Consider the following 24,507-nt stretch of genomic DNA (forward strand, 5'->3'; position numbering starts at 1 on the left):
GGTTGGTGCGGGTTGGTCTGACGTGCGTGCCGCTGCTGGCGGACAGCGGTCGTGCTGCCGGGCCGGTTTCCGACGGGCACGGGGCCATTATGCCATTTCGCTTATTGCCCCGCCTCCCGCGGTTGGACTAAGCCTCCCGCATTGGCTCATTTCCAGCTTGCGTGAAAGGTCACCCGCTGATGACCCCCCCGAAGACCGTGCCGGTTCGGCGTGCCCTGATTTCCGTTTCCGACAAGAAGGGCCTGCTTGACCTTGCCCGCGTCCTTGTCGCCCATGGCGCGGAAATCCTCTCGACGGGTGGTTCCGCCCGAACCCTGCGTGAGGCCGGGATCGCCGTGCGCGACGTGTCCGAACATACCGGTTTTCCGGAAATCCTTGATGGTCGTGTCAAGACACTGGTGCCGCAGGTGCATGGTGGCATCCTTGGGCGGCGGGACCTGCCTGCGCATGTCAGTCAGATGGAAGAACACGGGATCGCCCCGATCGACCTCGTGGCCGTCAACCTGTACCCGTTCGAGGCCACGGTGGCGTCCGGTGCCGGTGCGGATGACTGTATCGAGAATATCGATATCGGTGGCCCCGCCCTGATCCGTGCCGCGGCCAAGAACCATGCCCATGTCGCCATCGTCACTGATCCGGCGCAGTATGGCGACATCATCACCGCGCTGGAAAACGGTGGCACCACGCTTGAACAGCGTAAGGTGCTGGCCGGTGCCGCCTATGCCCGCACGGCGGCGTATGACGCCGCCATCGCCGCATGGTTTGCGAAACAGGAAGGCGAGGTGCTGCCGTCGCGCATGATCGTTGCCGGCGAAAAGCGCGAGAGCCTGCGCTACGGCGAAAACCCGCACCAGAAAGCGGCTTTCTATACCGACGGGTCCACCCGCCCCGGCGTGGCCACGGCAACACAGGTGCAGGGCAAGTCCTTGTCCTACAACAACATCAACGACACGGATGCGGCGTTCGAGGCCGTGGCCGAATTCGACGCGCCCGCCGTGGTGATCGTCAAGCACGCCAACCCCTGTGGGGTGGCCGTGGCGGCGACACAGGCGGAAGCATGGGACAGGGCGCTGCGGTGTGACCCGGTTTCGGCCTTTGGCGGGATCGTGGCGCTCAATCGCATGCTGGAAGCCGAAGCGGCATCACGCATCGCCGCGATTTTCACCGAAGTGATCGTGGCCCCCGACGCTACTGAGGAGGCACGCCAGATCCTTGCGCGCAAGAAGAACCTGCGCCTGCTGCTGACCGGCGCACTGCCGGACCCGGCAGCCGGTGGCGTGGTGGTGCGGTCGGTGGCTGGCGGCTTCCTGGCGCAGACGCGCGATAATGGGCGCATCACGCCCGATGCCCTGAAGGTGGTGACGAAGCGTGCGCCGACTCCGACGGAAATGGCGGACCTGATCTTTGCCTTCCGTGTGGCCAAGCACGTCAAGTCGAACGCCATCGTCTACGCCAAGGACCAGAGCACGGTGGGGATTGGCGCAGGCCAGATGAGCCGCGTTGATTCCGCGCGCATCGCCGCAACCAAAAGCGCCGACGCGGCAAAGGAAGCAGGCATCGACCATCCGCTGACACAGGGCAGCGTCGTGGCGTCGGATGCGTTCTTCCCCTTCGCGGACGGTCTTGAGGCCGCCATTGCCGCAGGCGCCACTGCCGTGATCCAGCCCGGAGGCTCCATCCGTGATAACGAGGTGATCGCCGCTGCCGACAGGGCCGGCATCGCGATGGTTTTCACAGGTATGCGCCATTTCCGGCACTGATCCCACAGCCAGCCCCCTTGCCTGCGCGTCAGGGATGGCATGAGATAGCACGCCCGGTGGACGACCGGGGTTAAGACAGACGAAAGACGGGTACCCGCATGGACATTCATCGACGTTCCTCCTGCCGCCTGCTTGCGGGCGTGCTTGTGGCTGGCAGTCTGGCGGCGGGCGGTGCCCATGCCGCCGGCAAGGGCGGCGCACAGCCTGCACCAGCCGCCCCGGCTGCGGCACAGGTCGCGCCGGTGTTCGACATGAGTCCCCTGCCGGTCACCACCGGCCTGATGACGCAGTATATCCTGAGCCCGGCGGGACAGCTGTCGGGCATGCTGCTTGCCGATGGCACGCAGGTCTTTTTCTCCCATGACCTTGGTGAGCAGCTTCCCGCCATCGCGCGTCCGGGCGAACAGGTCAGCGTCAATGGCCTGAAGGGTATCGGTCATCCCATCGTGCGGGCCTATGCCGTAACGGGCCCACGTGGGCGGCGTATTGCCGACGTACGCCCGCCCGCTACGGCGCCGATGCCGGTGGACTCCCCCAGCATCGGGCCGGACGTGCCGGTGGACGGCACCATCCTTGCCCCGCTGTATGACATGCAGGGCGGGGTGCAGGGCGTGATCATGCGCGACCATAGCGTCGTGTACGTGGGGGAAAAGAATGCAAGCCGCCTTGTCGCCTGGCTCAAGCCGGGGGCGACGCTGCACGCCATCGGCACCGGCGTCACGGGGGACCATGGGACCGCAATCAACGCGCGTGAGATCGGACCCGACGTGAACCAGGCCATTCATGTCGAACCCGCTGATGCCCCCCCGCCCGGCGCGTTCCCCGGCAGTGCCGGGTATGACGTCATTCCCGGCGGTTCCTCGGGCGATTGAAGGGCGGGCGTACTCCCCGATATGGGAAAAAAGATGCAGGGGTGGCGTGTTTGTTTGCCACCCGTTGCTTGACAGGTTATTGCAGCATCGTTAGCTAGCGCCTGCACCCTTGGGAGGTGCGAGAAGTGGATAAGGATAACGATCCGTCCGACGAGTCCTTTGACCGGCGACTGGAAGCGGCCCGTGAGCGTCTGAACCCGCCCGCAGCCGTGGAACGTGACACCGGTGGGACACTGTCCGATCTGGGCCTGGTGATCAGGTCAGGAACGGAACTTGTGTCGGCGCTTGTGGTCGGGGTTGCGATTGGCTGGGGGCTTGACCACTGGCTGCATACGAAGCCCTGGTTTCTTATTGTCTTTTCGCTCTTGGGCGGTGTGGCAGGTGTGCTTAATGTCTGGCGTCTTGTCAGGCCCGATGCCATAAACACTAAGGCAACGGGACCGGATGACGGTCCCGGACGGATATAGGGAAGAACGAAGTTGGCGGCCGGATCATCCATCGACGCGCTCGGTCAGTTCGAGCTCCATCCAGTTTTGGGTGCACTTGGCGAATCCCTGCGGTTCAGCCAGTCCCCCATGATGATGATTGTTGCCGCCATTGTGGTTCTGGCATTCCTGTACGTGGGCATGCGGCCCGCTGCGGTGGTGCCGGGGCGGCTGCAGTCCGCGGCCGAAATGTGCTACGACTTCATCTACAACATGGCGGTTGATACGATTGGCCCGGAAGGCCGGGCTTTCTTCCCGTTTGTGTTCACACTGTTCTTCTTCATCCTGGTCGGGAATTACCTCGGCCTGCTGCCCTTCTCCTTTGCCTTCACCAGCCATATCGCCGTGACACTGGCGCTGGCACTGATGGTGTTCTGCCTCTCGATCATCGTGTCGCTCAAGATGCAGGGGGCAAAATTCTTTGCCCACTTCATGCCCGCCGGCGCCCCAAAGGCCCTGGCCCCGCTGCTGATCCCGATCGAGATCCTTTCCTTTCTTTCGCGTCCCGTGAGCCTGTCGATCCGTCTGTTTGCCAACATGGTCGCCGGTCACGTGATGTTCGACATGTTTGCCGCCTTCACGATCATGCTGGCCGGTCTGGGCTTCTTCGGTGACATCATCGCCGTTGGTCCCGTGGTCATCAATATCGCGCTGATGGCACTCGAATTGCTGGTTGGTGCCTTGCAGGCCTATGTGTTTGCAATCCTTACCTGCATCTATCTGAGGGAGGCGGTGGCCCACTAACGGGTCGCTCCCCGCTTCCATCTATTTCAATCCAGAACGTCTGAAACAAGGAAAACAAGACATGGATATCGCAGCAGCCCGTGAAATTGGTGCCGGTATCGCCGTTATCGCCCTCGCTGGCGTTGGCATTGGCCTGGGTAACATCTTCTCCACGCTGGTCAGCAGCATCGCGCGCAACCCGTCCGCGCGTCCGCACGTGTTCGGTCTCGGCATGCTGGGCTTCGCCCTGACGGAAGCCGTCGCCCTGTATGCGCTTCTGATCGCGTTCCTGATCCTGTTCGTCTGATACGCTGGAGGCGAACATGGCGCGCGCCGTGATGTATGACAACATCCGAAGGGCGGGGACTCTCTTGGCCTCGTCCGCGCTGGCTCTGCCGCTGATGGCCATGGTTGCCCCTGGCGCGCGCGCCGAGGGCATGCCCCAGCTTGATTTCGGTAATCCCTATGTCATCGGACAGGTGATATGGGGCGCTGGCATTTTCCTGGTCCTGTACTTTCTGCTGAGCCGTTCGGCCCTGCCGAAGGTGGAAAAGGTCCTGTCGCTGCGTCGTCAGACGATTGAGACGGATCTCGGGATTGCGCACAAGGCCAAGACCCGCGCTGATGAAGCAGTGGCCGACCTGCATGAAGCCCGCCGCAAGGCGCTGGCGGATGCACAGGCCAATGTGGACAAGGTTGTCGAGGAGGCACGTCTTGCCGCCGCCCGGCAGACCGAGGAAATGAACGCGCGTCTGGCGACGGAAATCCAGGATGCCGAAACCCGCATTGCACAGGCACGCGGGCAGGCACTGGCATCCGTGCGCGAGATTTCGACAACGACGGCGGAAACGCTGATCCATCAGTTATCCGGCATTGCCGCCCCGGCCGATTTCGTGACGGCAAAGGTCGGTTCTGCTGCGGCAGCACGTGGTCTCTGACGCGCTGCCCAAGACAGACAGGTCATAATCATGTTTCATGATCCCCGTTTCTGGTCGGCTGTTGCCTTTGTCCTGTTCTTTGTCCTGTTCGGGCGTTCGCTGTGGAAACCCCTGGTGAGCGCACTGGACGGACGGGCAGAGCGCATCCGCGCGGAGCTTGATGAAGCGGCGCGTCTGCGCCGTGAGGCCGAACAGATGCTTGAGGATGCGACGCGGGACCGGGAAGCGGCTCTGGCCGAGGCCAAGGAACTGGTCGAACATTCCCTGCGTGAAGCTGCCAATATTGCAGTCAAGGCCCGTCAGGACGCCGAGGACATCGCAGCCCGCCGTGAACAGATGGCCAAGGACCGGATTGCATCGGCGGAACGTTCCGCCCTGCGTGAAGTCCGCGAAACGGCTATTGATATCGCCATTCAGGCCACGCGGGAAACGCTGGCCGCAAGCCTGCCCGCTGATACGGACGGCAAGATTATCGACAAGTCCATCGGTGACCTGCCGGCGGCCCTGTCACAGCGTGCTGCCTGATCACCGTTGGTGACAACCGGCATGACAGGGAATGGGGTGGAAGATCGCCCCGTTGTCTCCATAATCGCGGCTGTTCTGAACGAGGGGCCGAATATCCGTCCCCTGTGTCAGGAAATTGCCGCTGTCCTGGGTCAGTTGCCCCGTGCTGAAGTCATCTTTGTCGATGACGGTAGTACGGATGATACCGTGGCGGAACTTGAGGCCGTAAGGCGCGACGGTATCCTGCCCGATCTGCGTATCCTTGGCCATGATACGGTTTACGGAAAGTCGGCCGGCCTGCGTACCGGCGTTGAAGCCGCACGGGGTGAGTGGGTTATCCTGCTGGATGGCGATGGGCAGGACAATCCTGCCGATTTCATACCCATGCTGGATATATGCCGCACGACAGAGGGGCGTGCTCCACTGGTCGTGGGTGTGAGGACCAAGCGGCGTGATACCATGTCACGCAGGCTGGCATCGCGTTTTGCAAATGCCCTGCGCAGCCGTCTGCTGAATGATGGCTGCCCCGATACGGGGGCATCGCTGAAAGCGTTCCGGCGTGAGGATTTCCTTGCGCTGCCGCAGTTTGAGGGACTGCACCGTTTCCTGCCCTCCCTTATGGGCAGGCGGGGGGTGCCGCTGGCCTGTTATTCGGTTCATCATCGCAACCGGCTGCATGGAACGTCCAAATATACCAACCTTAATCGGGCTATTGTCGGCATTCGGGACATACTGGGTGTCATGTGGCTGAACAACCGCGCCAGGATACCGAAACGCGTTACTGAACGCTGAAGGGACCGTGCCCATGACGCGCCTGACATTGCGCCACTATATCCTTGTGGCGCTGTCCGTGTTTGTCCTGTTCCTGCCGGGGCGTGCATCGCTTCCTCCGCTCGATCGTGATGAGCCGCGTTATATGGAAGCCACGGCCCAGATGCTGTACAGCGGCAATTATGTCGATGTCCGGTTTCTGGATCAGCCCCGCTATCTCCAGCCTGCTGGCATATACTGGCTTGAAGCCACTGCCGTGCGCCTGACGGGCATGGACGACAGGCATGCGGTCTGGCCCTACCGTATTCCCTCCCTTCTGGCGGTAACCGGTTCCGCCGTTCTGACGGCGTGGATCGGGGCTGCCCTGTTCGGGCCGATGTGCGGCCTGCTGGCTGCGGGGCTGCTGGCTGTCTCGGTGCTGATGACGGCCGAAGGGCGCATGGCCACCATTGATACGACCCTGCTGCTGTTTGTGCTGCTGGCGCAATGCGGTTTGCTGCGCGCATATCTGGATCGGGAACGTGACCTGGCCACTCCGCTTGCCGCAGCCCTGCTGTACTGGATCGCGCTGGGCTGCGGGCTGATGCTGAAGGGGCCGGTCATCCTGATCCCCGGATTTGGCACGCCACTTGCGCTGGCGTTGGTGGAACGACGCATTGACTGGTGGAAACGGCTGCGTCCGGCATGGGGCTGGCTGGTCATGCTGGCCATCGTACTGCCGTGGTGCATCGCCATCGGGGTCATCAGTCACGGGGACTTCTTTTCGCGGGCAGTCGGGCGCAATTTCCTTGGCAAGGTCGCCAGCGGACAAGAAACGCATGGCCTGCCGCCGGGCTATCATCTGGTGGTGTTCGCCATTGCGTTCTGGCCGGGGGCGATTTTTGCTGCCATGGGGCTGCCTTTTGTATGGGAACGCCGGTTTCAGCCGCACGTGCGCTACCTGCTGTGCTGGATCGTGCCGCACTGGCTGGTGTTTGAGGCCATTGCGACCAAGCTGCCGCATTACGTGCTGCCTACCTATCCGGCCATTGCCATACTGACGGCGGCGGCGATTGTGTCTTTTCCCACCGATTGGGAATGGCCACGGGCAATATGGGCGCGCAGCCTTCTTGCGGCCTATGGGCTGATCTGGTTTACGGTCGGGTCGGTTCTGGCGTTTGCGGGACCGGTGCTGCTGTGGCGTATGGAAGGAATGGTGTCCCCTGCCGCCATGCTGGTACCTGCGGGCGCGCTGCCGCTGCTGGTCCTGTCCGGTTACCTGATCCTGCACCGGCAGGCATTGCATGCGGCCATGGCGGCGATAGCTGCGGCCGTCATCATCCATGTCGGTCTTTTTACAACCGTCATTCCCCGGTTGCAGACCATATGGCTCAGCCCCCGCCTTGCGGCGATGGTGGACGCGCATCGTCCCTGTGCCCGGACCATCGTGGCCTCGACTTCGGATTCGGAACCCAGCCTTGTCTTCCTGCTGGGGCAGGATACGCGGCTGGTCAATGCTACGGCTGCGGCGGACTTCCTGCAGCAGAACCAGAAATGCGGCATGGCGCTGGTGGGTGCACAGGATCTGGCGGCATTTAGCGCCCGCATCATGGAAAACGGTCTGGACGTGCACGAACTGGGGCAGCAGACGGGACTGAATTATTCAACCGGCAAGCATCTGGAAATCGGGTTATATGCTGTCGTTCCACCGGCAGCGCCTTAAGCACCGTTTCGGAATGACCCGGTGATAAAAGTTTCTGGGTGCCCCCTTTTTTCAAAAGGGCGGCATTCTCTGAACCTTTTTGAAAAAAGCTTCACCAAAGACTTCTTTGTATTTTATGGATAGTTATTGAGTCAGTTCTGCCATGACTGGTGCCAGTCGTCTTTTTCCTGTTCCGTCAGGGGGAGAGGAAGCGCCATCCGGCGCTGGCTGGAATCCACGCAGGTTTCCATTACCGCCATCAGGGCCACGGCCTGTATGGGGGGCACGGGATTAAGCCCCCGGCCCATGATTGCATCGCGTAGCATGGCGTAATAGATCCGGTAATCACCCGGCGGGGTGGGAAATGCGCGCGGTGTTTCGCTGCCGTCGAAGACGAGCAGGTCATCAGGGTCTTCCCCCCAACCCTGATCACCGGGGCGCATGCCGGACCGAAGCTGATTTTCCTGCTGATCGGTCCTGCGTTTGAGCACCGTGCCGCGTGTACCATGCACGACAAAGCGTGGACCGCTCCATGCCGAGAGCAGGCTGCAATGCAGGCTGACCCGCCTTTCCCCATATGTCAGCAGCACCTGCGCCCAGTCATTGCCGCGTGCATCATCGCGCTGGCGGGCCAGACTGGCCTGTACATGATCCGGCAGGCCAAACAGTTGCAGGGCCTGATCAGCCATGTGCGGGCCCAGGTCGAACCACAGGCCGCACCCGGCTTCATCCGTCTCGCGCCAGCGTTCACGCACCTGCGGACGGAAACGGTCCATGCGCGATTCCAGTTCGGTCATCCGCCCGATCTGCCCGTTGGAGATCAGGGTACGGATGCCCAGAAAATCGCTGTCCCATCGTCGGTTCTGGAAAACGGACAGGAACCGGCCCTGTTCACGCGCAACCTGCGCCACCATACGCGCCTGCGCCAGTGTGGTGGTAAACGGCTTGTCCACCACCACATGCAGTCCGGCGCGTAACGCTGTGATGGCAAGGTCGGCGTGGGTGGTGTTTGGGCTGGCGATCACCACCATGTCCAGATCCGGCAGGGCAAACAGGGCATCGGGTGTCGCCGTGACCGTGACCTCCGGCCAGTCGCGCAGCACCGTCTCCGGTTGTCCTGAACTGATGGCGACAAGCCTGAGTCCCGGTATTGCGGCGATCAGGGGGGCGTGAAAGGTGCGGCCGGCAAAACCGTAGCCGATGAGGCCTACCCGTAATGGCCAGTGTGATGGTGTGGACATCCGCTTCCCTTTCGCTGGTGTGCGCAGGGGCCAGTATCAGGCACGTGCGGTATCCCGGCAATCGGGGCGGGACGCTGTAGAATAAAAGTTTCCGGGGGTCACCTTTTTTCAAAAATGCGGCGCATCCTGAAGCGTTTGGAAAAAAGCTTCACCAGAAACGTTAAAGGACAGGGACCATGGCGAGGGCCATCACGCGGTCCCCACCAGTGTCAGAACAGCAGGATCATACCGCCGGATGCGCTGTTGTCGCTTTCCTTGTACGGCCCATGGGCGGCCGAACTGGTATGGGCATATTCCGCCACGAGGTTCAGCCAGTCGGTCATCTTGTAATAGGCCGCGCCTACTTCGGATTCATTGCGGCGGACCAGATCGGGATCGTTCTCGCCCGGGGCCTGGTACAGGTTACTGACACCATAGCTTCCGACCAGTTTGAACTTCTTGGTGAAGTTATACATCATCTGGACATAGTAGCCTTCCGATGCACGCTTGCGCCCGTTGCTGGCAACACCGTCAAAGAACAGGCCGGTCGTGCCCAGGCCGCTGCCGCGATAGTAGTAGCCCACGAACTGTGCCGGTCCGTAGGTCAGCTTCGTGCCGATTTCGCCCGCTTCCGCCGTGACCCCGTGTTTTTCACCCGGTACAACCGGCACGGCCGTGCTAGTTAGCGTAGAAAGCGTATGGGGAGCCCCATCGATCAGAACAGAGGAACTCGCCATCGTCATCTCGTTGCGGCTCAGGTCCTGCTGGTGCTGGGTCAGGAAGCTGGCCCAGATGCGGGCACTCAATCCACCGATCTTGAAGTCATAGGTCACCTTGCCCTGGATCATGGGCGAACTGTGCTGGGTGGAACTGGCCGAATAGGCATTGCCATTGGCATCATCACCCGAGAAATCGAACTCATCCAGCGGCTGCAGGATGCCGATCGTGCCCTGGAAACCCTTGATCGTGGGCGACTGGTAGGAAATCTGCGGAATCCAGTCGGCATACACATAACCGACGCCGATACGGCCAAGCGACGTATTGCCCGGGGCCGAGTTGCTGCCAGTGGAGCCGACACTCAGCAGGGTCGCATCATCAAGGATCGCGTCACCGCCAAAGATGCCAAGATCACGACCAATCTTGAACGTGCCCCATTTCTTGTTGCCCGCCGTCACGTACACCTGACGAAAATCGATGCCGGCGGTGCCAAGGCCCACCGGACTGCCGCCGGTATTGGCGTTGAAGGCGCCGTTCTTGGCATTGTCGATGCCCGGATACATGCCCATGACGGCAGCAAGGTCAATGCCGTTCTGCGTGGTCTTGAGCTTGAGGATCAGGCCTGCCGGCAGCAGGCCGTTGCGCAGCGCCGAGGAATCGAATCCGCTCGATCCGGTCGAGACGCCGCCTGCGACCGGCATGCCGCCAGCCGGGCTGTTATAGGTATAGAACCCGTTGATGAAGCCCGACAGGTTGATGTCGATCGGGCCTGCCTTGAAGGTCAGGCCTTTCCCGGCCTCGTATTTTTCCATGCGCACGAATGACAGGCCGCCGCCAAGGCCCATGGAATGCTGGGCGGCCAGCCATGTGGATTCAGCCGACGCGGCGCTGGCCTGCGCACTGGCTGCCGCCTGCTGCGCCTGCGCCAGAACATAGTCGGGGTCCATGCCACCGCCGCCAATGCCGATCTGGCCGGGGGGCTCGACCTGCTGGCCCAGCGCGGTCCGCATCTGGGTATGGGTGGATGTTGAAGCCGCCGTATGACGTGTGGGCATGTATTGCGGCGCGCGGCTGGAGGCAGCTGCCGCCTCGTGCACGTGCTGCATGTGATGGGCCAGCAGCCCCCTGTACTCGCCCTGTGTCAGGCTGCCCTTGGCCTTCAGGATATCGAGGAGTTCGCTATAATCGTCAGCCCGCGCATCTTCGGGAAAGGCGAGGGATGCGCTTCCGCTTGCCATTACAACTACCGCGCCAATACGCGCCAATTTTCCTGCCGACATAGTATTAAACTCCCTGTCCGCATTCCTGTTGTATAAAACCCCGCGGGTCAATGGCCCCCATCAGGTCCGGCAGGCCCGGTCCGGGGACATGACAGTCCTGTAATGACATAGGGATTTTTCCCCGCATACGGGGCGGTGGCGCAGGGGAGTGGCATCTATCCAGATGGATTCGTTGCCCAATCTTCCTTTTTTTTCATACAATGTTCAAAATATGGTCAGTCGGGAACACATGTGCGTTTTCTGACCGGATGCGTACGATATCGCAGTACGGAAGGGCAGGGAAACGGAAGAACGAAGCGGTTTCGTAACATTCTCCACGATCCATCAAACAATCGTGTGCGCATGTTTTTTCTGCCCTGTGACCAGTAAAAAAATACACAGGTACGTTACGGGCAGTCAGGAATACAGAATATCCAATCACGAAGCTGTGTTTGTATTCTATTGGTTAATTATTGACTGTATCCTGTTTGCCCATCGCCGCATTCACGACCGTGCGGGCCTGCCGCCATGCGGCTTCCAGCGCATCGACCATCATTTCGTGGGGGGCGGTCCAGTCCTGCGCTTCGTGTCCGGGCATGGTCAGGCGCGCGCGCCACTGTCCCGTTCCCGCCGAGGAGGGCTGGCGGTCAATGTTCACCACCCAGTCCGTCGGTATGCGTGTCAGTACCCGTGCCAGCCGTTTTTCCGGTGTCAGCGGTGTGGCGTAATTATGTGACATGGGATCCTCCTTAACTGTGGATAAGATGGGCTGTGCCCCTTGACGCAGGCGGGGATAACCTCAAAAAACGCAGGCTTTGCGCGTAACCAAGGATATGCCTGCCGTGTCTGCCTTCCCCGGCCTTGTTCCCGATGCATCCGTCGATGGCGTGGCCCATCTGATCCAGACCGCCCTGACACCCGTTTTCATGCTGTCGGGTATCGGAACGCTGCTGAACATGTTCAACACGCGACTGGCCCGTGTCAGTGATCATATCGAGACGGTACGTGACAAGCTGGAAAATGCGGATGACAAGGGCGGCGAAAGTGCGGGGCTGCTGTTACGCCGACTGACGCATCTGCATTACCGTACCCTGCTGCTGGATGCCTCCATCCTGTTTGCGGGTGTGGGTGGGGCGTCGGCCTGTGGTTCGGCCTTTGCCCTGTTCATGGGCAGCGTCCGGGATTCGGCCATTGCGTGGTGGCTGGTGCTTATGTTTGGCAATGCGCTGGTGTGCACCGTCATTGCGCTGGCCATGTTCCTTGGGGATAGCCTTGTCGCGTGGCACGGCCTGCGGGTTACGACCTTCCTGCCGCACAAGAAGGACATGATGAACAACATCGTGGACTGACGCGATGTCCGGATGCTGTTCCAAAGTCATTTATCGGTAAATGGCAGAAGTGTCCGGATGTCGTTTTTTTTAAAAGCATCACCAGACTCGGCTTTGGTTTTTCAGCCTTCGGCCTGCTGCCCTTCGCGCCGCGCGCATAGCGGCAGCAGCACAAGGAAGTAGCCGAAATAGTACAGTGCCGCGATCCGGCCTGCGATCATCCAGCCCCCTTCGGCATGATGTCGCCCCACCAGCCCCATCAGCACGAATGATATGACCAGCCCCACCATGCCGATCCGGCAGGCCGGGCGGAAACGTGCCGAGCGGATGGGCGAACGGTCCAGCCAGGGCACCGCGAACAGGACCAGGATCGACCCCGCCGCTGCCAGCAGGCCACCGAACTTGGACGGCACGGATTGCAGCAGGCCGTAGAACGGCAGGAAATACCATTCCGGTTCAATATCGGCAGGTGTGTGCATGGGGTTGGCGGGACGGTAATTTTCCGGTTCCGACAGCAGGTCCGGCCACAGGAAGGCCAGCGCCACGAAAACCAGCGCGAACAGCACGAGACCCGTCAGGTCCTTGGTGGTGTAATAAGGGTGGAAGGGCACGGTCTGGCGTTCGGGCACCGGCCTGCCATCGGGGTTGTTTGGCCCGCTGACATGCAGCGCCGCCACATGAATGGCGACGACAGCCACGATGGCAAACGCCATGAGGAAATGCAGCACGAAAAAGCGGTGGATGAAAATATCCCCCAGATGGTCACTGCCTTCCATGACGTGTTCCAGCGTGCCGCCAATGACCGGCACGGCACCAACCGCCTTGCCCGCGACATCCGCCCCCCAGTACGACATCTGTCCCCATGGCAGCACATAACCCGCGAACGCCGTGACCATGACCATAAGCAGCAGGCCCAGCCCGCTCAGCCACAGGATTTCGCGCGGCTGCTTGTATGACCCGTAATATAGCCCGCGGAACAGGTGGATATACAGGGCGGCCATGAACAGGCTGGCCCCCGTCATGTGCATCGCGCGCAGCATCCACCCACCCGGCAACTGGCGTTCGATCATTTCCACCGACATGAACGCCCCGGCGGAGGTCGGGGTATAGTTCATGGCCAGAAAAATGCCCGTCGCCAGCATCAGCACCAGCACGGCGGTCAGGATTGCCCCGAAATTCCACAGCGCATTCAGGTTTTTCGGCATGCGGAAATCAATATATTCCTGCCGAAAGCCGCTAATGACCGGAAGCCTGCGGTCAATCCAGCCCACGATACCGCCAGGACCTGCGGATGGCGCATGGGGGGGAATGTTTTCGGGAAGGCTGGGCCCGCTCATTCTTGTTTCCTGAATTCAGCGAATGGAAAAATCAGGAAACGGTGTAGCAGCCACAGGGGCGGCAGGCACCTCATCTTTTGAACCGGACATGATTTCATGGCGCCATAGTCCTGCACCATGCAGCAGGACATGCAGACAGGCACAGACCAAACAGGCAGCGCCACAACAGACATATACTGATTGTAAGGAAAGTGGCGCACCCGAAAGGACTCGAACCTCTAACCCCCAGATTCGTAGTCTGGTGCTCTATCCAGTTGAGCTACGGGTGCGCTGTGAGGCGGCTTTTAACTGACCCCGTCGCACCCCGCAACCCCTTTTTTCGATTATCGAAAGATTTTTTTATTTCGTCCTGCGCGCAAGCAGCCGGGCGGCGGTGCGCCGGGTCCATATGCGGATGTGTTCCATGTACAGGTAGATGACCGGCGTGGTGTAGAGGGTCAGCAGCTGGCTCATCATCAGCCCCCCCACCACCGTAATGCCCAGCGGGCGACGCATTTCTACCCCGTAGCCGCCATTTGTAATCAGTGGCACGGCGCCCAGTGCCGCCGCCAGGGTGGTCATCAGGATCGGGCGGAAGCGCTGGATGCAGGCGTCCCGTATGGCCTGCTGCGGAGGCAGCCCGCGGTCGCGTTCCGCATGCAGCGCGAAATCCACGATCAGGATGGCATTCTTCTTGACGATCCCCACCAGCAGGATCATCCCGATCATGGTGATCAGGGAAAACTCCTGCCCCAGCGCCCATAGCGCCAGCACCGCCCCGACCCCGGCAGATGGCAGGGTGGACATGATGGTCAGCGGGTGAATGTAGCTTTCATACAGGATGCCCAGCGTCACATAGATCGTGACAAGGGCGGCGATGAAGATCAGCACCTCGTTTATGATGGCGGACTGGAACTGTGCCGCCTGCCCGGTAAACCCGCCATGAATGGATGGGGGAACATGCAGCCGGATCATGGTGTCGGCAATGGTGGCCGTCGCGTCGCTCAACGCCTTGCCGGGGGCGAGGTTGAAGGAAATGGCGGCGGAGACGAACCCGCCCTGGTGTGACACCGTAATCGCGGTGGGGCGCGGCACAAGCCGCGTCACATCCGAAAGCGGGATCATGGTTTCCATGCTGGACGACACGGCCGACCCGTTTGACGCTGCCGCCCCGCCCGCCAGTTTGTTGGCGATTTCGTTGCGGAAGGACTGCTGGCTCAGCTGCGTGCTGGTGCTGGCCTGCGTGGAGGAGGCCATGCGCGCGCGCACCGTATTGGACACCGTGCCGCCGCCGGGACTGCCGCCAGCGGTGGAAATGCGGAATGACTGCAGGATATCGGGGGACGTGCGGTACTGGTCCGCCACTTCCATCACTACATGGTATGTTGCAAGCGACGTGGAGATGTTGGACGCAATGCGCTGGCCGAATGCGTCATACAGCGTGTTGCTGACCAGCTGTGGCGTGACCAGATACCGTGCCGCAAGGTCGCGGATGATGTCGGCATGGATTGCAGCGCCATTGTTCATGATATCCGTCGTGACATCCCGCAAGGCCGGGTCCGTGCGCAGCGCCGCCGTCAGGGCGGGAACCCATGTGTACAGGGCATCCGCGTCATCGCTGGTCAGCAGGTAGCGATATGCCCCTTCCTTCTGCCGCCCGCCACCACCGCTTATGTCACCCGCCGAGAACAGGGAGACATCAAGGCCGGGAATATTGGCCAGCCGTTTATGAATGCGTTCGATCATCTGGTCGGGACCGTCGCGGCGCTGGCTGCGGTCGATCATCTGGGCGAAGGCCTGTCCCTCGATATTGGTGTCGCCGGAAAAGGCGACGACTTCCTCCGTATCCGGGTCAGCGGTCATGGCGTCGCTTATGGCGCGGATTTTCTGTGTCATGGCAGGGAAGGACGTGGTCTGGTCGGCGCGGAAGAAGCTCATGACCATGGCCACGTCTTCCTTGGGCAGGATCCCCTTGGGCATGAGCACGATCACCCCGACCATGATCGCCAGGCTCAGCGGCAGGGTCACGGCGGTCAGCACGTGGTGGCGCAGCGCCACATCCAGCGTGCGTTCATAAAACCGCAGCAGGTGCAGGTAGCCCGCTTCCAGCCAGTCACCCACCGCGCGCGGCCAGCGCCGCCACCACGGCGTGCCGGCGGGCAGGGGGGCATCATGGCTGACTTCCAGCAGCAGGCTGCACATCATGGGCGTCAGGCTGAGGGCAAGCACCAGCGAGACGGTGACGGTAATGGCCAGCGTCATGGAAAATTCGAAAAAGACCTTGCCCGGCGTGCCCCCCAGCAGCAGCAGCGGCAGGAACACCGCCACCAGCGATATGGTGATCGACATGACGGTGAACCCGATTTCACGCGATCCCTGAAGGGCGGCCTGCATTCGTCCCATGCCCGCCTCCATGTGGCGGGCGATGTTTTCCAGCACCACGATGGCGTCATCCACCACGAAGCCGGTCGCGATCGTCAGCGCCATGAGGGAGAGGATATCAAGCGAGAAATGGAACAGCGACATGACCGCCAGCGTTCCCGCCAGCGAAATGGGCACCGTAATGGCCGGGATCAGGGTGGACCGTGGCGTGCGCAGGAACACCAGCACCACGGCGACCACCAGCAGTACCGACGCCAGCAGCGTCCACTGCGTATCGGCCAGCGACGCGCGGATGGTGATGGACCGGTCCATGGCAGGGGTCAGCGTCACCCCCGCCGGCAGGGCCGCGCGCAGGACGGGGATACGGGACTTGATCTCGTCCGTCACGTGAATGACGTTGGCCCCGGCGCGGGGGCGGATGATGGCCATGACGGCCTTGTGCCCGTTCAGGAAGCCGACCTGGCGTTCGTTTTCAACGCCGTTGCGCACGCTCGCCACATCCTGCAGGCGCACGGGGTGGCTGTCGCGGTAGCCGATGACAAGGTCACGGTACTGCGCGGCCACGCGCGCCTGATCATTGGTCGCCAGCGTGTAGCGCGTGGTGTCGTTTTCGATCACGCCCTTGGGCGTATTGGCGTTGGCTGATGCCAGGGCAGAGCGGATGTCCTCGAACCCCAGCCCGTATTTGAACAGGGGCCACGGGTTGATTTCTACCCGGACGGCGGGGGCGGAACTGCCCGCGATTTCAACCCAGCCCACGCCCTGCACCTGCGCCAGCAGTGGCTGCAGGCGGGTCTTGGCGATGTCATACAGCTCTGACATCGGCTGCGTGTCCGATGTCAGGGCCAGAATCATGATCGGGTTGTCGGATGGATTGGCCTTCCAGTATTCCGGCTGTGATTCCAGTGTCGCGGGCATGTCGGCGCGGGCCGCGCGCAGGGCGGCCTCCACGTCATTGGCGGCGGCGTCGATATTGGTCGATTCATTGAATGTCAGCAGGATGAAGGCGTTATCCTGACTGGAATCGGATTCAATCTCGCTTATGCCTGCGACCTGTCCCAGCCTGCGTTCCAGCGGGGTCGTGACGGAACTGGCCATCTGCTGGGGGGACGCACCGGGCTGCGTCGCCATGACATAAATGACCGGCACGGCGATATCCGGCAGGTCGCCCACCGGCAACAGCCGGTAGGCGAACAGGCCTGACAGGACAATGGCGGCCGCCAGCAGGGTGGTCGCGACCGGACGCAGGATAAAAATACGGCACAGGTTCACTGCCTGTTTCCGGGTGTTCGGGTCATGTTGTCCTTGATTCAGATGGAATGCATGCGCACGGATTTACGTGGATGACGTGGCATGGTCCGCGCTCAGCCCGGTTTCCGCCATGGTGCCTGCCTGTCCTGCGGGCTGGCGGTAATAATAGTATTCGGCAACCCGGATCGGCAGCAGGTCCATGAAGCGTGATCCCGCCGCCAGCCACCACGGGAACGCGATGCGTCGCCTGCCGCGCGCCACACCCGACAGGATGGCGCGCACCGCGTCGCCCGTCTGGGTCAGGCCGGGCATGTGGAAATCGTTCTGCGCGGTCATGGGGGTGGCGACAAAGCCGCAGCATACGCTGGACATGACAATGCCCGCCCGTTTCATGTTGGCCCCTGTCGCCACCATGAAGCGGTCCACCGCCGCCTTGGATGCGCAATAGGACGGCGTGCCGGGAAAGGACACAAGTCCCGCCACCGATGACATGGCGCAGATGCGTCCACGCACCCCGTCGCTTCCGCGTGGCTGCGCGCGCATGACATGTAGTGCGGGCAGCACCGTGTTCAGCACGCCATCCACGTTGGTCGCGAACATGCGGCGGACCTGCGCATCAGGTTCATGAGGCGCGTCATCCCCTCCACGGGTGGAGGCGGTTATGCCCGCGCACGCAAAGACCAGGTCCAGCGGGCCCGCGGTGCCAATCCATTGTTCCATGCCGGCCTGATCACGCACGTCACGCACCTGCATGCGGGCGTCGGCGCCGCGTGCAATGCAGCGTGTCGCCACGTCGCGCAGGGCGTCGGCATTACGGCCACCCAGATGCAGCGTGCGTCCCGGCCGGGCAAGGGCCAGGGCAAGTCCGCGTCCGATCCCCGAGGACGCGCCGGTAATGAGTATCGAATCCTGTTTCATATTCGCAGACTACATACTCCCTGTTAGAACTGCGCTACCCCGTTTATGCATCCGGCGCGCATTTGCACCGCCACCGCCAAGGAGACCGGCATGACCCAAGCACCCATTTCCCCCCGCACGCCCCCTGCGGCCCCGGTCCGGCGCCGTGGGGTCTGTCTGGTTATTTCAGCGCCATCCGGTGCGGGCAAGTCAACCATTGCCAATGCGTTACGGGCGTCGGAGCCGCAGCTACTGCATTCCGTATCCGTGACCACCCGACAGCCGCGACCGGGGGAAACGGACGGGATCCATTACCATTTCCGCAGCATGGACGAATTCACCCGCATGGCGGATGCGGGCGAGATGCTGGAATGGGCGACCGTGTTCGGCCGGGGATACGGCACCCCCCGGGCCCCGGTGGAACAGGCCCTGTCGGAGGGGCGCGACATGGTGTTCGACATCGACTGGCAGGGGCACCGCCAGATCCGCGCCGCCCTGCCGGGGGATGTGATCAGCCTGTTCGTGCTGCCGCCTTCGATCGAGGAGCTCGAACGCCGCCTGCATGGCCGCGCATCGGATGAGGCGGATGAGATCGCGCGCCGCATGCAGGCCGCGCGGGACGAGATCTCGCACTGGAATGAATTCGACCACGTCATCATCAATTCCGATCTCGATACGGCCATCGCGGAAGCCCGTGCCGTGCTGGTGGCGGCCAGGCTGGAACGCCACCGGCAGGTGGGGCTGATGGACCTGGTGGCCAGCTTCGGTATCTGACCTGCACAAGCGGGCTGCATGGCCAGCCCGGCCGCGCATGTGTTTCATGCACCATGGATGATGGACAAGGTGCCGGGAATTCGTGGATATGCCGATAGCGCGGCGTCCGCCGTCGTCCTGATCCCCTGTCTTTCGGATTCCCATGCCCCCGCGTAGTCTTCCTGCCCCTGCCATGCCGTTCTGGATGATTGCCCTGCTGGGGCTGCTGACGGCCATCGGCCCACTGGCGACCGATATGTACCTGCCTGCCTTTCCCATCATGGATGCGGAACTGGCCGGTGGCCATGCGGGCGCCAGCCAGGTCACGCTGGCGGCGTGGTTCGCGGGGCTGGCGGTGGGGCAGTTCAGCCTTGGCCCCATTTCCGACCGGCTGGGCCGCAGGCTGCCGCTGCTGGGCGGGCTGGTGCTGTTTACGGTGGGATCGGTCGGGTGCGCCATGGCCGCCAGCTTCGACCTGTTCTGCCTGTGCCGGTTTGTCTCGGCGCTGGGCGGGGCGGCATGCGCGGTTCTGCCACGCGCCATCGTGCGTGACGTGGCGACGGGGGCCGCCGGCGCGCGCATGATGTCACAGCTCATGCTGGTGTTCGGGGTCATGCCCATCCTTGCACCATCACTGGGCAGTCTGGTGCTGATGATGGGGCACTGGCGGTGGATTTTCATCATTGCGGTCATCTATGGTGCGGCAGGTCTGATGACGGTACTGGCTACCATGCCCGACACCATGCCGGTGGACAGGCGCATAGCCTTTTCCCTGACCGGCACGATCGCCCGTTATGGCGGGCTGGTGCGTGAACCGGTGTTCATGTCCAGCGCGTTGATCAACAGTTTCTCCTCGTTCGTCATGTTTGCCTACATCACCTCCGCGCCCATGGTGTTCGAACATCTGCTGGGGTTCACGCCTACGCAGTTCGGGGTGTTTTTCGGGCTGAATGCGGGGATATTCATTGCCTGCGCGCAGATGAACGGCAGCCTTGTGCACCGGATCGACCTGTCGCGGCTGCTTGATGGCGGCATTGCGTGCTGCCTGCTGGCGGCGACCGCATGCCTGACGCTGTCGCTTGCGGGCGTTGCGGGGCCTGCCCATCCCGTGCTGGTCTGTGTGCTGATCAGCAGCATTACCGGCTGCCTCGGGTTTATCGGGCCGAACGCCACGGTGCTGGCGTTGACCCATCATGGCCATCAGGCGGGAAGTGCTTCGGCACTGATGGGCACCATCCAGTTTTCCCTTGCGGCGGCCAGTGGCTTCATTCTGGGGCATGTTGCCTTCCGCACGCCCGCGCCGCTGGCGGTGGTGGTCATGGCGGGCGTGGGCTGCATGGTGGCGTGCAATATGTGGCGCCATGCCTGCAACCGGCGCCTGGGTGGCTCCGGCGCGCCGTAGGCCCGTGGGCGTGGTCGTGATCCATCATGCGCTTTCGCTTTGACGTGGGTGGCCTGCCGCGCTACGGCAGGGATATGTCTGCTGAACCTGTCATCCGGTCTGGCGATCACCCTCATGCGTGGGAGGCGTCGTGAACGGCGTACTCGATTTTATTGCCGGATTGGGCAGGGCCGTTCTGGATATCGTCCGTATGGCGGGGCGGGTGGCGCTGTTTGCCGCCGTTGCCCTGTCGCATGTGGTCCGCCCCCCGTTCTACTGGCGCACGCTGTGGGGTACGCTGGTTGAAATCGGCTATTTCTCGCTGCCGGTTGTAGCCCTGACGGCGCTGTTTTCGGGCGGGGTGATCGCGCTCCAGTCCTATACCGGTTTTGCCCAGTACCATGCCCAGAACGCCATTGCGGGGATTGTCATCCTTGCGGTCACGCGTGAACTGGGGCCGGTGCTGGCGGGGTTGATGGTGGCGGGCCGGGTGGGGGCCGCCATGTCGGCTGAAATCGGCACCATGCGGGTGACTGACCAGATCGACGCGCTGACCACCCTGTCCACCAATCCCATCAAGTATCTTGTCACGCCACGGCTGGTGGCGGGCACGCTGGCGCTGCCGTTCCTTGTGCTGGTGGCCGACATACTGGGTGTGCTGGGCGGGTTTACCGTGTGCGTGATGAAGCTGGATTTCTCGGCTTCCGCCTATATCACGGCCACGATTGCCTCGCTCAAGGTCATGGACGTGACGGTGGGGCTGGTGAAGGCGGCCATCTTCGGGTTCCTGATCGCGCTTATGGGCTGCTATCACGGCTATCACAGTCGGGGCGGGGCCGAAGGCGTGGGGGCGGCGACGACGGCGGCCGTGGTTGCGGCCTCGATCCTGTTGCTGACATTCGACTATCTTCTGACGGACGTGTTCTTTTCCCAATGACAGACACACAGACACCCAAGATCCGCATCCGCGGCCTGAAAAAGGCGTTTGGCCCCAAGGTGGTGCTGGATGGGGTGGACCTTGATGTCATGGGCGGCACGTCGTTCGTGGTCATTGGCGGGTCGGGTACGGGCAAGTCTGTGCTGCTGCGGTGCATACTGGGGCTGATCACGCCCGATGCAGGCTCCATCGAGATTGATGGCGTTGATGTCACGACACTTTCGCCTCGCCAGCGTGAACCCTACATGGCCCGGATTGGCATGCTGTTCCAGAATGGCGCGCTGTTTGACAGCCTGAGTGTCTGGGAAAACGTGACGTTCGGCCTTGTCGCCGCCGCACGTGCGGGCCATGGCCCGCGCATTACCCGTGCGCAGGCCCGCGAACGCGCGGGTACCCTGCTGGAACAGGTGGGCATGGACCCCGCCGTGGGCGCGCTGTCGCCATCCGAACTGTCGGGGGGCATGCAGAAGCGCGTGGGGCTGGCGCGTGCGATTGCGGCACGTCCTGAAATCCTGTTCTTCGATGAACCGACAACCGGACTGGACCCCATCATGGGGGCTGTAATCGACGGGCTGATTGCCGACTGCGTGCGCAAGCTGGGATCGACCGCCATCGCCATTACGCATGACATGGCCTCCGCCCAGCGGATCGGGGACCGGGTCGGCATGCTGTATGAGGGCAGGCTGATCTGGCAGGGGCTGCCATCAAGGCTGTTCGACAGTGGCAACCCGGTGGTGGACCAGTTTACCCATGGTCGCCGCGAAGGACCGATCAAGATTGATGTGCGGAACTGATTGATAGGGAAACAGAAGTTTTCGGGTGCCGCCTTTTTTAAAGGGCGGTGTTCTTCTGAAGCTTTTTGAAAAAAGCGTCACCAAAAACTTTTTCCGTTTGGCCAGGGGCTTTTCACGCGCCCTCTGACTTTTGCGGCCGGTCGTTCCATATATGATATACACGATCTGTTCTTGTCCAAGGAGCCATCATGGCGCGTCGGCCCGCTAACCGTTTTGTCTGTCAGTCCTGCGGGGCGGTCTTCCCCAAGTGGTCGGGCCGGTGCGATGCCTGCGGCGCATGGAACAGCATAGTCGAGGAAACGGTCGAACCCACCGCAACCGGCGGCACCAATGCCCGCAGGCGTACCGGCGCGCGCATCAATCTGGTCGGCCTTGCGGGCGACACGCCGCCGCCGCCACGTATCGAGACCCGTATCGGGGAACTGGACCGCGTGCTGGGCGGCGGGCTGGTTCCGGCATCCGTCGTGCTGGTGGGTGGCGACCCGGGTATCGGCAAGTCGACGCTGCTGCTGCAGGGCGCATGCGCGCTGGCCCGTGCAGGGCGCAAGGTCATGTACATATCGGGCGAGGAAGCGGTGGACCAGATCCGCCTGCGTGCGCGCAGGCTGGGGCTGGAAGCGCCGACGCTGGAACTGGCCGCCGCCATCAACGTGGCTGATATTGTCGCAACGCTGGATGCGGAAAAGGATCTGGCGCTGGTCGTGATCGATTCCATCCAGACCATGTGGATGGAAACGGTGGAAAGCGCGCCGGGTACCGTAAGCCAGGTCCGTGCCTGCGCATTTGAACTGATCCGCCTGGCCAAGCAGCGTGGCTTCAGCCTGATCCTGGTGGGGCATGTCACCAAGGAAGGGGCGCTGGCCGGTCCCCGCGTGCTGGAACACATGGTCGATGCGGTCATGTATTTTGAAGGCGACCGTGGGCACCAGTTCCGCATCCTGCGCGCGGCCAAGAACCGTTTTGGCGCGACTGACGAAATCGGCGTGTTCGCCATGACCGATCAGGGACTGGAGGAAGTACCCAACCCTTCAGCCCTGTTTCTGGCTGAACGGCGCGGGCATATCGCGGGCTCCGCCGTGTTTGCGGGCATGGAGGGCACGCGCCCCGTGCTGCTGGAGGTACAGGCCCTGCTGTCTCCCAAGGCTGGGGATGGTGGCGCGCGGCGCGCGGTCGTGGGGTGGGATACGGGGCGGCTGAACATGCTGCTGGCCGTGCTGGAAGCGCGGTGTGGCATCAAGCTCAACACCATGGATGTCCACCTTAATATCGCAGGCGGCCTGCGGGTGGGGGAACCTGCGGCCGACATGGCGGTGGCCGCTGCCCTTGTTTCTGCCGCGACCGGGCAGCCTACCAGCGCGGGCTCGGTCTATTTTGGCGAGGTCGGCCTGTCAGGCGAGATCCGTCAGGTCTCGCAGCCCGATACACGCCTGAAGGAAGCCCACAAGCTGGGATTCGAGCAGGCCTTCCTGCCGCGCCGTATTGCACGTGGTAACCGCAAGCCCTCCGCCCCGGATGGGCTGGGCATACAGGAAATCGGTCATCTGGGTGATCTGGTCAGCCTGTTTACGGGCGCCATGGAGGAGACGGCCGGGTGAGTACCCCCGAACGCTTCATGCTGCGCGAACCCGTCATGCTGGAGCGGGAGGTAAAGAAAAGCATCTTCCTGGCGCAGGCGGCCCCCGCCTCCACCCCTGCGGACGCCATGGAATTCATTGCATCCGTTAGCGATCCCGACGCCACCCACAACTGCTGGGCCTACCTGATCGGCCAGACCTATCGCAGCGATGACGCGGGTGAACCCGGCGGCACGGCGGGCCGCCCCATCCTGCAGGTGATCGAAGGGCAGGGCTTTGACCGCACCGTGGTTGTGGTCACGCGGTGGTTTGGCGGCACCAAGCTGGGTGCAGGCGGTCTGGTGCGGGCCTATGGCGGGACGGCTGCGGAATGCCTGCGCACGGCTGACCGCATTCCGATCGTGGAAATGGTGTCCCTGACTTTCACCTGCGGTTTTTCCGACCATGCCCTGCTGCGCGCGCGGCTGGAAAGCATGGACTGCCAGATCGTGGGCGAGGATTTCGGCGCGCAGGGGGTCGGCATGCAGATCACCCTGCCCGCGGCACGGGAGGCGGAGGTCCGCACCCGCATAACCGACATTACCCGAGGGCAGGCATTGATCCGCGCGGTGGAGGAAGACGACATGCAGGGTGTTGGAGACTAACGGCATTACCGCTATGTCAGACAGCGTTTCACCTTCACCATACGGAAAAAGACCAGATATGACCGATACCCCGCCAGACCGTCTGTCCGTCAATCCCGCCAGCCCCTTTTACAACGAGGCCCTGCTTGATCGCGGCATTGGCGTGCGTTTCAAGGGCATCGAGAAAAACAACGTCGAGGAATACTGCATAAGCGAAGGCTGGGTGCGTCTGGCCGTGGGCCGTGGCACCGATCGTTTCGGTAACCCGATGGCCATGAAGGTCAAGGGCCCGGTCGAGGTCTGGTTCAAGTCCTGAACCCTGTCTGATAGGAAAACAGAAG

General features: G+C 62.3%; 23 protein-coding genes and 1 tRNA gene. 17 read left to right on the forward strand and 7 right to left on the reverse strand.

Annotated elements, in window-relative coordinates; translation table 11 throughout:
* The first annotated feature begins 179 nt into the window (after positions 1 to 179).
* The 9 genes from purH (at position 180) to HNO79_RS03280 (ending at position 7,755) form a co-directional block, all read left to right on the forward strand.
* Positions 180 to 1,760, forward strand: coding sequence for a bifunctional phosphoribosylaminoimidazolecarboxamide formyltransferase/IMP cyclohydrolase (purH, locus tag HNO79_RS03240; RefSeq protein ID WP_214164692.1), 1,581 nt, complete (start codon positions 180 to 182; stop codon positions 1,758 to 1,760).
* Positions 1,761 to 1,858: 98 nt separating this feature from the next.
* Complete coding sequence (locus tag HNO79_RS03245) at positions 1,859 to 2,632, forward strand: hypothetical protein (RefSeq protein ID WP_048856063.1); 774 nt, start codon at positions 1,859 to 1,861, stop codon at positions 2,630 to 2,632.
* A gap of 125 nt (positions 2,633 to 2,757) precedes the next feature.
* The gene (locus HNO79_RS03250; protein WP_010513676.1) at positions 2,758 to 3,099 is read left to right on the forward strand and encodes an AtpZ/AtpI family protein; all 342 of its coding nucleotides are present in this window, start codon (positions 2,758 to 2,760) and stop codon (positions 3,097 to 3,099) included.
* 12 nt (positions 3,100 to 3,111) lie between these two features.
* Entirely contained in the window at positions 3,112 to 3,861 is a 750-nt protein-coding gene (locus tag HNO79_RS03255) for a F0F1 ATP synthase subunit A (RefSeq protein WP_214164693.1), read from the forward strand.
* A 61-nt stretch (positions 3,862 to 3,922) separates the two neighbouring features.
* Positions 3,923 to 4,147: an ATP synthase subunit C family protein gene (locus tag HNO79_RS03260; RefSeq protein WP_003616715.1), complete on the forward strand. Its 225-nt coding sequence runs from the start codon at positions 3,923 to 3,925 to the stop codon at positions 4,145 to 4,147.
* Positions 4,148 to 4,163: 16 nt separating this feature from the next.
* Complete coding sequence (locus HNO79_RS03265) at positions 4,164 to 4,778, forward strand: F0F1 ATP synthase subunit B family protein (RefSeq protein ID WP_048856062.1); 615 nt, start codon at positions 4,164 to 4,166, stop codon at positions 4,776 to 4,778.
* Between the two features lie 30 nt (positions 4,779 to 4,808).
* Positions 4,809 to 5,303: a F0F1 ATP synthase subunit B family protein gene (locus tag HNO79_RS03270; protein WP_010513680.1), complete on the forward strand. Its 495-nt coding sequence runs from the start codon at positions 4,809 to 4,811 to the stop codon at positions 5,301 to 5,303.
* Positions 5,304 to 5,324: 21 nt separating this feature from the next.
* Complete coding sequence (locus tag HNO79_RS03275) at positions 5,325 to 6,074, forward strand: glycosyltransferase family 2 protein (protein ID WP_010513681.1); 750 nt, start codon at positions 5,325 to 5,327, stop codon at positions 6,072 to 6,074.
* Positions 6,075 to 6,087: 13 nt separating this feature from the next.
* Positions 6,088 to 7,755 (forward strand): ArnT family glycosyltransferase, encoded by a 1,668-nt coding sequence (locus HNO79_RS03280; RefSeq protein ID WP_214164694.1) that lies wholly within the window; start codon positions 6,088 to 6,090, stop codon positions 7,753 to 7,755.
* A gap of 131 nt (positions 7,756 to 7,886) precedes the next feature.
* On the opposite strand, the gene HNO79_RS03285 is transcribed toward HNO79_RS03280, so the two are convergent.
* The 3 genes from HNO79_RS03285 to HNO79_RS03295 form a co-directional block, all read right to left on the reverse strand.
* The gene (locus HNO79_RS03285; RefSeq protein ID WP_214164695.1) at positions 7,887 to 8,975 is read right to left on the reverse strand and encodes an oxidoreductase; all 1,089 of its coding nucleotides are present in this window, start codon (positions 8,973 to 8,975) and stop codon (positions 7,887 to 7,889) included.
* Between the two features lie 209 nt (positions 8,976 to 9,184).
* Positions 9,185 to 10,951, reverse strand: a complete 1,767-nt coding sequence (locus HNO79_RS03290) for a porin family protein (protein ID WP_029329348.1) — start codon at positions 10,949 to 10,951, stop codon at positions 9,185 to 9,187.
* Positions 10,952 to 11,396: 445 nt separating this feature from the next.
* Complete coding sequence (locus HNO79_RS03295) at positions 11,397 to 11,669, reverse strand: hypothetical protein (RefSeq protein ID WP_214164696.1); 273 nt, start codon at positions 11,667 to 11,669, stop codon at positions 11,397 to 11,399.
* Between the two features lie 94 nt (positions 11,670 to 11,763).
* Between HNO79_RS03295 and HNO79_RS03300 the strand changes: the two genes are divergently transcribed.
* Entirely contained in the window at positions 11,764 to 12,279 is a 516-nt protein-coding gene (locus tag HNO79_RS03300) for a DUF2721 domain-containing protein (protein ID WP_029329349.1), read from the forward strand.
* Positions 12,280 to 12,380: 101 nt separating this feature from the next.
* On the opposite strand, the gene HNO79_RS03305 is transcribed toward HNO79_RS03300, so the two are convergent.
* From HNO79_RS03305 to HNO79_RS03320, 4 genes are all read right to left on the reverse strand, one after another.
* Positions 12,381 to 13,595: a cytochrome b gene (locus tag HNO79_RS03305; RefSeq protein ID WP_048856056.1), complete on the reverse strand. Its 1,215-nt coding sequence runs from the start codon at positions 13,593 to 13,595 to the stop codon at positions 12,381 to 12,383.
* A gap of 192 nt (positions 13,596 to 13,787) precedes the next feature.
* Positions 13,788 to 13,864, reverse strand: a tRNA-Arg gene (locus tag HNO79_RS03310).
* A gap of 70 nt (positions 13,865 to 13,934) precedes the next feature.
* Entirely contained in the window at positions 13,935 to 17,228 is a 3,294-nt protein-coding gene (locus HNO79_RS03315) for an efflux RND transporter permease subunit (protein WP_214164697.1), read from the reverse strand.
* Between the two features lie 63 nt (positions 17,229 to 17,291).
* A complete protein-coding gene (locus HNO79_RS03320; RefSeq protein ID WP_214164698.1) occupies positions 17,292 to 18,125 on the reverse strand; it encodes an SDR family NAD(P)-dependent oxidoreductase in 834 nt (277 codons plus the stop codon).
* Positions 18,126 to 18,215: 90 nt separating this feature from the next.
* Here HNO79_RS03320 and gmk point away from each other — a divergent pair, with 90 nt between their 5' ends.
* The 7 genes from gmk (at position 18,216) to HNO79_RS03355 (ending at position 24,482) form a co-directional block, all read left to right on the forward strand.
* The gene (gene gmk, locus HNO79_RS03325) at positions 18,216 to 18,878 is read left to right on the forward strand and encodes a guanylate kinase (RefSeq protein ID WP_042658798.1); all 663 of its coding nucleotides are present in this window, start codon (positions 18,216 to 18,218) and stop codon (positions 18,876 to 18,878) included.
* A 142-nt stretch (positions 18,879 to 19,020) separates the two neighbouring features.
* Positions 19,021 to 20,259, forward strand: coding sequence for a multidrug effflux MFS transporter (locus HNO79_RS03330; protein ID WP_214164699.1), 1,239 nt, complete (start codon positions 19,021 to 19,023; stop codon positions 20,257 to 20,259).
* Between the two features lie 130 nt (positions 20,260 to 20,389).
* On the forward strand, positions 20,390 to 21,175 hold the full coding sequence (locus HNO79_RS03335) for an MlaE family ABC transporter permease (protein WP_010513695.1): 786 nt from the start codon (positions 20,390 to 20,392) through the stop codon (positions 21,173 to 21,175).
* Positions 21,172 to 21,969 (forward strand): ABC transporter ATP-binding protein, encoded by a 798-nt coding sequence (locus HNO79_RS03340; protein WP_214164700.1) that lies wholly within the window; start codon positions 21,172 to 21,174, stop codon positions 21,967 to 21,969. The genes HNO79_RS03335 and HNO79_RS03340 overlap by 4 nt, the downstream gene beginning before the upstream one ends.
* Before the next feature lie 188 nt (positions 21,970 to 22,157).
* The gene (gene radA / locus HNO79_RS03345) at positions 22,158 to 23,564 is read left to right on the forward strand and encodes a DNA repair protein RadA (RefSeq protein WP_010513698.1); all 1,407 of its coding nucleotides are present in this window, start codon (positions 22,158 to 22,160) and stop codon (positions 23,562 to 23,564) included.
* A complete protein-coding gene (locus HNO79_RS03350) occupies positions 23,561 to 24,187 on the forward strand; it encodes an IMPACT family protein (protein WP_010513700.1) in 627 nt (208 codons plus the stop codon). Before radA ends, HNO79_RS03350 begins: the two co-directional genes overlap by 4 nt.
* Positions 24,188 to 24,245: 58 nt before the next feature.
* Entirely contained in the window at positions 24,246 to 24,482 is a 237-nt protein-coding gene (locus tag HNO79_RS03355) for a DUF3297 family protein (RefSeq protein ID WP_010513701.1), read from the forward strand.
* Positions 24,483 to 24,507 lie beyond the last annotated feature (25 nt).

Origin of the sequence: Komagataeibacter oboediens, assembly GCF_018491655.1 — a bacterium.
GTDB classification, from domain to species: domain Bacteria; phylum Pseudomonadota; class Alphaproteobacteria; order Acetobacterales; family Acetobacteraceae; genus Komagataeibacter; species Komagataeibacter oboediens.